This is a genomic window from Streptomyces milbemycinicus (genome assembly GCF_002154605.1).
Taxonomy (GTDB): domain Bacteria; phylum Actinomycetota; class Actinomycetes; order Streptomycetales; family Streptomycetaceae; genus Streptomyces; species Streptomyces milbemycinicus.
In genome coordinates, this window is the sequence record NZ_MUNE01000449.1 from 1 (window position 1) to 8,653 (window position 8,653).

At 73.4% G+C, this 8,653-nt stretch carries 5 protein-coding genes and 1 pseudogene; 3 read left to right on the forward strand and 3 right to left on the reverse strand.

Annotation, left to right across the window (positions count from 1 at the left end; translation table 11 throughout):
* Positions 1-410, reverse strand: a pseudogene (locus CCN51_RS32705) (hypothetical protein); the annotation flags it as partial.
* A gap of 125 nt (positions 411-535) precedes the next feature.
* Between CCN51_RS32705 and CCN51_RS32710 the strand changes: the two are divergent.
* Both CCN51_RS32710 and CCN51_RS32715 read left to right on the forward strand, forming a co-directional pair.
* Entirely contained in the window at positions 536-1,192 is a 657-nt protein-coding gene (locus CCN51_RS32710; protein WP_043487770.1) for a TetR/AcrR family transcriptional regulator, read from the forward strand.
* A gap of 122 nt (positions 1,193-1,314) precedes the next feature.
* A complete protein-coding gene (locus tag CCN51_RS32715; RefSeq protein ID WP_043487766.1) occupies positions 1,315-4,440 on the forward strand; it encodes an alpha-N-acetylglucosaminidase in 3,126 nt (1,041 codons plus the stop codon).
* 49 nt (positions 4,441-4,489) lie between these two features.
* Here CCN51_RS32715 and CCN51_RS32720 read toward each other — a convergent pair whose 3' ends face one another.
* Positions 4,490-5,695, reverse strand: a complete 1,206-nt coding sequence (locus CCN51_RS32720) for a hypothetical protein (RefSeq protein ID WP_014180310.1) — start codon at positions 5,693-5,695, stop codon at positions 4,490-4,492.
* A 167-nt stretch (positions 5,696-5,862) separates the two neighbouring features.
* On the opposite strand from CCN51_RS32720, the gene CCN51_RS32725 reads away from it, so the two are divergent.
* The gene (locus CCN51_RS32725; RefSeq protein WP_014180309.1) at positions 5,863-7,854 is read left to right on the forward strand and encodes a hypothetical protein; all 1,992 of its coding nucleotides are present in this window, start codon (positions 5,863-5,865) and stop codon (positions 7,852-7,854) included.
* 32 nt (positions 7,855-7,886) lie between these two features.
* Here CCN51_RS32725 and CCN51_RS32730 read toward each other — a convergent pair whose 3' ends face one another.
* The gene (locus CCN51_RS32730; protein ID WP_014180308.1) at positions 7,887-8,414 is read right to left on the reverse strand and encodes a DinB family protein; all 528 of its coding nucleotides are present in this window, start codon (positions 8,412-8,414) and stop codon (positions 7,887-7,889) included.
* Positions 8,415-8,653: the final 239 nt, after the last annotated feature.

Sequence of the window (8,653 nt, forward strand, 5' to 3'; positions counted from 1 at the left end):
ATCGCCTCGGCCCGCCGCTCGGGTCGGCTCATCAGCTGCTCGACCCGCTCCTCGGGACTTTCACCGGGCAGGAACCCGCGGTTCATCACGCTCAGCTCCACCCCGGCGACGAACACGACCGCGGCCCCCTGCCGCCGGAGCCGTTCCGCCCGCTCGGCACAGTCGCTCAGCAGCGCGAGGATCTGCTCCGGGTCCAGCTCCAGCGGATAGGGCGAGAACCAGACCTCCAGACCGAGTTCGGCGGCCGCGCCGGCGGCCAGCTCCAGCCGGTCCGGGTCGCCGCCGATGATCTGAACCGCGTTGCAGTGCAGGTCGTCGCGGATGATGGCGAGTTCGCGCCGGACCACCGCGGAGTCGAAGTGCTCGCGGGATATCTGGCCGTGCACGACGAATCCGGTGTCGTAGGTCATCCCTCTTGCTCGCATGCCGCTGTCCTCTCCGTCGGTTCCGTCGGTCTCCGGCGGGTCGAGACTGACAGGAAAAGTGCGTGCACGCAAATTTGCGCGCACGCAGCCCTGTGTGGAAGGGTGACACCGTGACGACACCACCAGGGCTGCGCGAGCGGAAGAAGCAGGCAACGCGCGAGGCGCTGCGCGAGGCGGCCCTGCGCCTGGCCCTGGAGCGCGGACCGGACCAGGTACGGGTCGAGGACATCGCCGAGGCGGCCGGGGTCTCGCCGCGCACCTACAACAACTACTTCGCCAGCCGCGAGCAGGCGATCGTCGCCGCCGTCACCGCGGACCGGGAGGCGCGGATCGCGGCGGCGATCGCAACCCGGCCCGCAGGGGTGCGGCTGGCCGACGCCATCACCGAGGCGGTGATCCAGCAGTACACGGACCCCGGCGAGCACGACCCCGAGGTGCTGCTGCTGATCACCTCCCGGACCACGCTGCGCGACGCGTTCCTCGACACCACCGCCGGAATCGAGCCCCCTCTCACGGCGGTGATCGCCGAACGCCTTGGTGACGCCGGAGCGCACACCGCCCGCGTCCTCGCGGCGAGCGTGGCCGCGGCGGTGCGCATCGCGTTGGAGGGCTGGCTCCGGCCGGACGGGACCGCAGGGACTGCCGGGAGCTTCGGCGCCGGAGGACTGGTCGTGCCCTCCGGCTCGCTGCCCGACCAGCTCCGCGCGGCGCTGGCCCCGCTCGCGCCCGCGTTCGACGCCGCCGAAAGGCGACGCCTGGAGCACTAGGCCGGCGCTCGGGCCCGTACGGGTGGACACCCCGTACGCACCATTGCTGCCACCCCGTCAGCCTCGTTAACGTGCCGCTCACATACCACCGTTGGCCCGGGCCGGGCGTCATTGGGGGCATCATGAGCGATCTGAGCAGACGTACGCTGATCGGAACCGCCGGAGCACTCGGCGTCGGGGCCGCCCTGGGGAGCCAGTCCCCGGCGGCTGCCGAGGGAACGGAAAGCGCAGAGGACCACGCCGTGTTCGACACCGCGCCCGCGCGCGCCGCCCTCAAGCGGCTGCTGCCGGACCACGCCGAGCAGTTCCGCCTGGTGCCAGTGGAGGGCGAGGGCGGCGAGGAGCGGTTCGAGGTCTCGGGGCGGCCGGGGCGGATCGAGGTGGCGGGGACCAGTCCGGCGGTGCTGCTCGCCGGGGTGCACTGGTATCTCAAGTACACCTGTCATGCCCTGATCACCTGGGCCGGTGACCAGCTCGACCTGCCCAAGACGCTGCCCGCGCCCCGGGCCCGCATCGAGCAGTCGACCGCGCTTCCGCACCGCTTCGCCTTCAACGACACCCACGACGGCTACACCGCGCCGTTCGCCGGCTGGGACCACTGGGAGCGCCTGATCGACGTCGCGGCCCTGCACGGCTGCAACGAACTGCTGGTCACCGCCGGGCAGGAGGCCGTCTACCACCTCCTCCTCCAGGACTTCGGCTACTCCGACGAGGAGGCGCGCGCCTGGCTGCCCGCGCCCTCCCACCAGCCCTGGTGGCTGCTGCAGAACATGAGCGGGTACGGCGGGCCGGTGAGCCCCGAGCTGCTGGCCAAGCGCATCGCCTTAGGCCAGAAGATCGCCGAACGGCTGCGCGAGCTGGGCATGCGGCCGGTGTACCCCGGCTACTTCGGGACCGTCCCGGACGGCTTCGTGGACCGCAACCCGGGGGCGCGTACGGTCCCCCAGGGCACCTGGAACGGGCTCGCGCGCCCCGACTGGCTCGATCCGCGCACCGAGTCGTTCGGGCAGGTGGCCGCCGCGTTCTACCGCCACCAGCAGGAGCTGTTCGGCGAATGCGACCTGTTCAAAATGGACCTGCTGCACGAGGGCGGCGCCGCCGGGGACGTCCCCGTGGCCGACGCGGCCCGCGCCGTGGAGACCGCCCTGCAGACCGCCCGGCCCGGCGCGACCTGGGTGATCCTCGGCTGGCAGGCCAACCCCCGGCGGGAGCTGCTGGACGCCGTGAACCACGACCACATGCTGGTGGTGGACGGCCTGTCGGACCTGGACTCGATCGGCGACCGGGAGCAGGACTGGGGCTCGGTGCCGTACGCCTTCGGCACCATCCCCAACTTCGGCGGCCGCACCACGATCGGCGCCAAGACCCACATCTGGGCGCGGCGGTTCACCCAGTGGCGCGACAAACCGGGCAGCAAACTGGTCGGCACGGCCTATATGGCGGAGGCGGTCGGACGCGATCCGGCGGCGTTCGAGCTGTTCAGCGAGTTGGCCTGGCGGAATACGGCGGTGGACCGCGACGAGTGGTTCCGTACGTACGCGGACGTACGGCTGGGCGGGCGGGACGAGCGGGCCCGGGACGCGTACGCGGCGCTGCGCGACACCGCGTACCAGATCACCAGCTCCGACGGCCGCCCGCACGACTCGGTCTTCTCCGCCCGCCCCGATGTGACCGCGCGCTCCGGCACCAACTACGCCACCCGCATCCCCGCCTTCGACCTCGCGGACTTCGACCCCGCCCTCGCCGCGCTGCTGGACGTACGCCCGTCGCTGCGCGACTCCGACGCCTACCGCCACGATCTGACCGATATCGCCCGCCAGGCGCTCGCGGACCGCTCGTGGACGCTGATCCCCCATCTGCACGACGCGTACGAGCGCAAGGACCTGGAGGCCTTCCGGACGCTGGCCCGACTGTGGCTGAAACTGATGCGGCTGAGCGACGACATGACCGGCGCGCACCGGGGCTTTCTGCTCGGGCCCTGGCTGGAGGACGCCAAGCGGCTGGCGTCCGACGAGGCGGAGGCCGCGCACCTCGAACACCTGGCGCGCACCCTCATCACCACCTGGGCGGACAGGGTCACGGCCGACACCGGGAAGCTCGCCAACTACGCCAACCGCGACTGGAACGGCCTCATCGGCGACTTCCACCTGCCGCAGTGGCAGAGCTATCTGGACGAGCTGGAGGACGCGCTCGCCGAGGGGCGCGAACCGCGCGACTTCGACTGGTTCGCGGTCGAGGAACCCTGGACGCGCGAGCGCAAGAGCTACCCGGTGCGGCCCACGACGGACGCCCACCGCACGGGGCGCCGGGTGTACGAGGCGCTGGCCAAGGCCCCGTACCAGGGCACGGCCACCGTCTCCACCACCCCGTCGGGGGTGGCCCCCGGGGGCACCGCCGACATCGCCGCGGCCCTGCGCAATATGAACGGGCTGCGCGCCACCGGCCGCGTCGACTTCGACCTGACCGTGACCGGCCTCGACCCGAAACCGCAGGGCGACACCTGGCTCCGCTCGATCCCGGCGGCCAAGACCGGCGAGATCCACTGGCGGGCCACCGTGCCCGACGAGCCGCTTGAAAACCCGCTCAAGCCACTGCCGTACGAGCTCGGCGTGGAGTTCGGGCCGCGCGGCGAGGACCGGGTGCGGCTGGTGCGCACCGGCACGCTGTGGGTGGCCGGGCCGCTGGACGCCGACCTGAAGACGGTCACCAACAACGCGGCGGTTTTCGGCCAGTTGTCGGATCGCTTCGCGATCGACGGGGCGGGGCGGGACCTGTGGAAGGCGACCGCCGAGTTCGGGTCGGTGTACCGGGAGGGGGCGCTGGCGGTCGGCACCGCCGTCACGGTGAAGGTGGTCAGCCAGGCCGTGACGGGTGCGTGGGCGCGGGCGGGCATCATCGCCCGCGACAGCCTGGCGACGGCGGGCTCCCGGGGCTTTGTGAACCTGGCCGCCACCCCGTCCAGCGGCATCGTGCTGTCGTACGACTCGAACGGCGACGGCACCCTGGACACGTACAAGCGGATCACCGGCGTCAAGGCACCCGTGCTGCTGCGGCTGACGCGGGTGTCGGCCACCTCGTACAAGGGCGAGTTGTCGACCGACGACGGGACGACCTGGCGGACGGTGGGGACCGTGACGGTGCCGGGGGGCTCGGGCTCCGCGCAGGACGTCGGGATCTTCATGACCGCGACGCACGGGGGGAATGTGGCGCGCGGGACGGCGGAGTTCAGCGGGTGGCGTGTGGGGTGACCGGATGCGGGGGACGGCTGGTGCACGTCCGTCCCCCGCTCGGGCGCGGCTACCGGCGCGCGGTCAGCACCGCTCCTGGGCCGGCTGCCTGGGAGCCGCTCGGCGGGTAGAGGCCCGTGACGTCGATGGTCCGGCCCGAGGCCGAGACGTCGGTGGCATTGAGCGGATCGGCGGCGTCGACCGGCAGGTTCATCGACACCCAGCTGTCGCCGGAGCGGCGCAGCACCACGCTGGGGGTGTCATCCGTCGCGCGCGCCATGACGACGGCAGACCCCTGGCTGAGGGTGACCGAAGAGAGTTCCCCGGTCCCCTCCGGCAGCGGGACGTCGACCCACTTCCCGCCGTCGTACTTCAGTGCCAGCCCCGCCAAGGAGCCGTCGGGATTCCGTACGTCGCCCACGGCCCACACCTGCCCGTCCGGCCCGGAGGCGACCGCGTTCAGCCCCCCGCGGGCGCCGGTGTCGGGGGCGGGCGCCTTGCTCCAGCGTGTGCCGCCGTAGTGCAGCAGCAGCGGCTCCGCGCCGTACGTACTGCCCACTGCCCACACGTCGTCGGCGGCGAGTGCGGTCACGCCATTCAGGGTCCAGCCGCCACTCTCTCCCGCGCCGACGTCCGGGAGCTTCTGCTCCTCCCAGCGGGTGCCGTCCCAGTGTTCGAGCAGCCCCACGTGCCGGAAGTTGTCGTCCGTGACGGGAACCTCGGCCCAGCCCGCTCCCCAAGCGTCGTCGGGGGCGCGGGTGTCGACGGAGAGGAATCCGGCGCTGAGGCTCCCTCGGGGCACCGGAGCGATTACGGACTTCCAGTCCCTGCCGTTCCAGCGCTGGGTGACCACACCGCCTGCCTGCTCGGCGTAGTCACCGCCCACGATGGCGTTACTCGGCGAAGAGGCGTCGACGTCGTTGAACCGGATGTCGTAGGACTGGGGCAGGGGCGCGGTCTGCACCAGGTTCCAGCCGGGGCCCTTCCGCTCGTCACGCTCCCAGAGGGTGGGCACGAAGCGGGTGGCCTCCCCCTGGAGGACAAACCGCATACCGGCCGCCCATGTGGTGCTTGCGTCGGGCCGGGTCGAGGCGAGGAGCGAGGCGTCGCCCGGCGTCACCCTCGACTCGCTCCACCCGGAGGCGCGCGGCGAGGTCCCAGGCTGGGCCGAGGAGGGGAGCGAGGGGGCGGCGAACGCCGCCGTCGCACTCGCGGCGACCAGGATCGCGGCGCTCGCCACGATCGCACTGCGGACACCGCGTCTGCTGCGGAGCATTGTCACATCACGGCCTTTCGAATGCGCGTCGGAAAGACGGCTCCCGGACCGGATTCCGCAGCCGTCTCATCATGAACTGGCCGTGGAGAAAGGATTGTTACCGCCCGGCGGAACCCGCACCGGGCGCCGGGGCGGTGACCATCCCATCCGGCGCTCGTTCTCCAACCGTGGAGCAGCAGCAGGCGACAGCCAACCTCTCCGAATCCCCCACCCTCATCGACGTCGAGCAGGCCGAGGCCGCCATCGTCGAGCACTACCCGCGGCTGGTGCGGCTCGCGTATCTGGTGCTGCCACCCGGCGTGGGGCGCACACGCCGGGTGCTCGCGGCGCATGCCCTCGCCCAGCGCGCGCTCCCCCGCAATCGGGTGAACAGCGCGGGAACTCGGACCGACACCGGACCGGGGCTGCCCGGGCAGCGCGGGTCGCAGGGCGGGCCGGAGGGCGCGGCGGGCGACGGCGGGTACGCCTTCGTACGGCTGCGAGTGTTGCGCGGCGCGCTGCGGGCCGCGCGGCGGCGGCGCGGGCCGCTGGCGCCGGCGCTGCCCCGGGTGTGGGGGCTGCGGCTGGTCCCGCGCCAGGGCGGGGCCGATGAACTCGCCCTGGACAAGGCGCTGTCGGAGCTGTCAGGCCCCGGCCGCGCCGCGTATGTGCTGCGCGAGCTGGAGCAGCTGGACGACCCCGAGGTGCGCGAGGTGCTGAAGGCCGCCGGGGTCGTCGATCCGCGGGGCGCGCTCATCGAGGTGGACGAGATGGACGGCCCGGCGGGCAGCCGGGACGGGGCGCTGCTGGAGTCCGCCGAGTTCGACGCCTGTTCGCTGCAGGCCCGGCCCACCGATCTGATGCGGCGCCGCCAGCACGTGCGGGCGGCGCTCGCCGCCGCCGCGGCGCTGGTGGTGTGCGGCACCCTGCTCGGCCTGCCCGGCGAGGGCTGGGGCCCCAGCGGCGCGGCGGCCCCCTCGTACGCGCGCAACCCGTCCTCGGAGCGGGCGCTCGACCCCGCCGAGCTGACCCGCGCCGAGCCCGGCGTATGGCGCACCGCCACCCGCGCCGACTTCTCGTCCTGGCCCGCGCGCGGCGACCGTACGGACGACACCCCGCTGCTGCGCCGCGCGCTGGCCGTATGGGCGCGGCCGGGCCGCTCGGTGCATGTGTCGGCCACGCCCGGCACCCAGTCGGGCCCGCCGTCGGGGCCGCCGCAGCTGCTGTACGCGGGCGAGGTGGACCAGGTGGCGGTGGTGCTGCTGTACGACGGGCTGCGGGTGGTGCGGTACGCGGAGACGGGCCGGGGCGACGGCGGCGCGGTGGCGCTGGACTTCGCGCGGACCGACGCCGCCGACGCGGCCGGCTCGACCGCGCTGGTCGCCACCCGCGCGGACGGCAACGTCCGCTATCTGACGGCCCCTTGGGTGCGCCGCCCCTCTGTACGGGACCTGGTACGGCCCGACGAGGCGCCGCGGCCGCTGCGGCTGGCCCCGGACGGGGTGACCGACCCGGTGCGGGCGGGCGGCGCGGGCCTGGTGCCCGGCTCGGGGCGGCCGCCCGAGTGCGAGAGCTGGACGGCGCTGCGGCTGGGCTCCCGGCTGGTGACGGACCTGGGCGAGATCGTCCCGGCCCGGCTGACGTACGGCGCCCCCGGCGGGTTCGGGCGGGGCGGCGGGCCGCTGGACGTGGCGGGCGCGGAGGCCCGGGCGGCCTGGGCGCACACCGCCTGCCGGCTGCCGCTGCTGCATTCGCGGGGCGTGCGCGAGGTCAACGCCTGGCGGTTCGCGGCCCAGCGGCTGCCCGAGGGCGGCGGCGCGGCGGACTGGGTGTGCACCCGCGCGGAGACCTGGCGGGGCGCGGGCGACCGGGTGCTGGCCCAGTTCCAGCCCCCGGCCAGGGACCCGGGCGCCCCGGCCGCCATCGTCGCGAGCGTGGACGGCTCCCCGGACTGCGGGCCGCGGGCGCCACGGGTGCTGGCGGGCGCGCTGTGGAAGTCGCGCACCGGGCGGTGGTATCTGCTGGCGGCGGGCAGCAGCCAGGTGACCGCCGTCGCGGCGCGCGGCGACGTACGGGGCGCGGCGGCGGGACGGCTGCTGACGCTGCCCGCCGAGGCCGGCGACCAGACGCGGCTGATCGGCCGGCTGATGGGCGGCGGGCGGCTGACGGCGCTCCGCTGATCTCGGCTCGGCTCGGCTCAGCTCAGCTCAGCTCAGCGCGGTGACGCTGCGCGCAGCAGCCGGAGTTGGCCGATCTCGGCGGCGTTCTTCATGAGTTCGGAATTCACCCAGCCGAGCATATGGGCGACGGTGTGCTGGGGGTCGTCCTGCCAGGGGAAAGGCGCGACGGCCTCCAGGTCGGCGTCGGTGAGCTTGTCCAGCGCCGCCAGCCAGTCAGTACGCAGCCCGCGCAGCCACTCGATGGCCGCTGTCCCGTCGCCCGGCCAGGTGACCTCGGTGCGGTCCCGGGGCGTCCGGCCCTCCGCGTGGTCGAGGGTCACGCTCCACCACCAGCCGATGTGCCAGCTCAGCCAGGCGATCGTGGGGACGGGCACCGGATCGGGTTCGGTGTCCGCCCAGTCGGGCGCCCAGGTCCCGTCGGGCTGCTGGCGTACGGTCCAGCAGTGGGCGGCGGGCTCCCACAGGAAGTCCTCCGGCTCCAGCCGCTCCAGGTGGTACTCGAACAGGGACCAGGTCAGCTCGAACTGCCAGCGCGCCAGTTCACGTGGGGAGGTATGCACCCGGCGACCCTGACATATCGCCACCCCTGCCCGAAACCGATTTTCCGGGGCTGACGGGCCCGCGCCGCCACTCCTCATCCGCAGTACAGCGGAACTGATCCAGAGAACGTGTTTGAGCACTGGATTTCGGCTTGTCGCGTATGGAAGGCTCACCAGCGTCCATGGAATTCCGAATATTGAATTGGGTACGGCAGGATATCTCGTGCGGATAACGACTTCGATCGCCGCCACCGCCGTCG

Coding starts and splice junctions, on each gene's coding strand:
- CCN51_RS32715 (WP_043487766.1), top strand. CDS start 1,315: ATGAGCGATCTGAGCAGACGTACGCTGATCGGAACCGCCGGAGCACTC.
- CCN51_RS32720 (WP_014180310.1), bottom strand. CDS start 5,695: ATGCTCCGCAGCAGACGCGGTGTCCGCAGTGCGATCGTGGCGAGCGCC.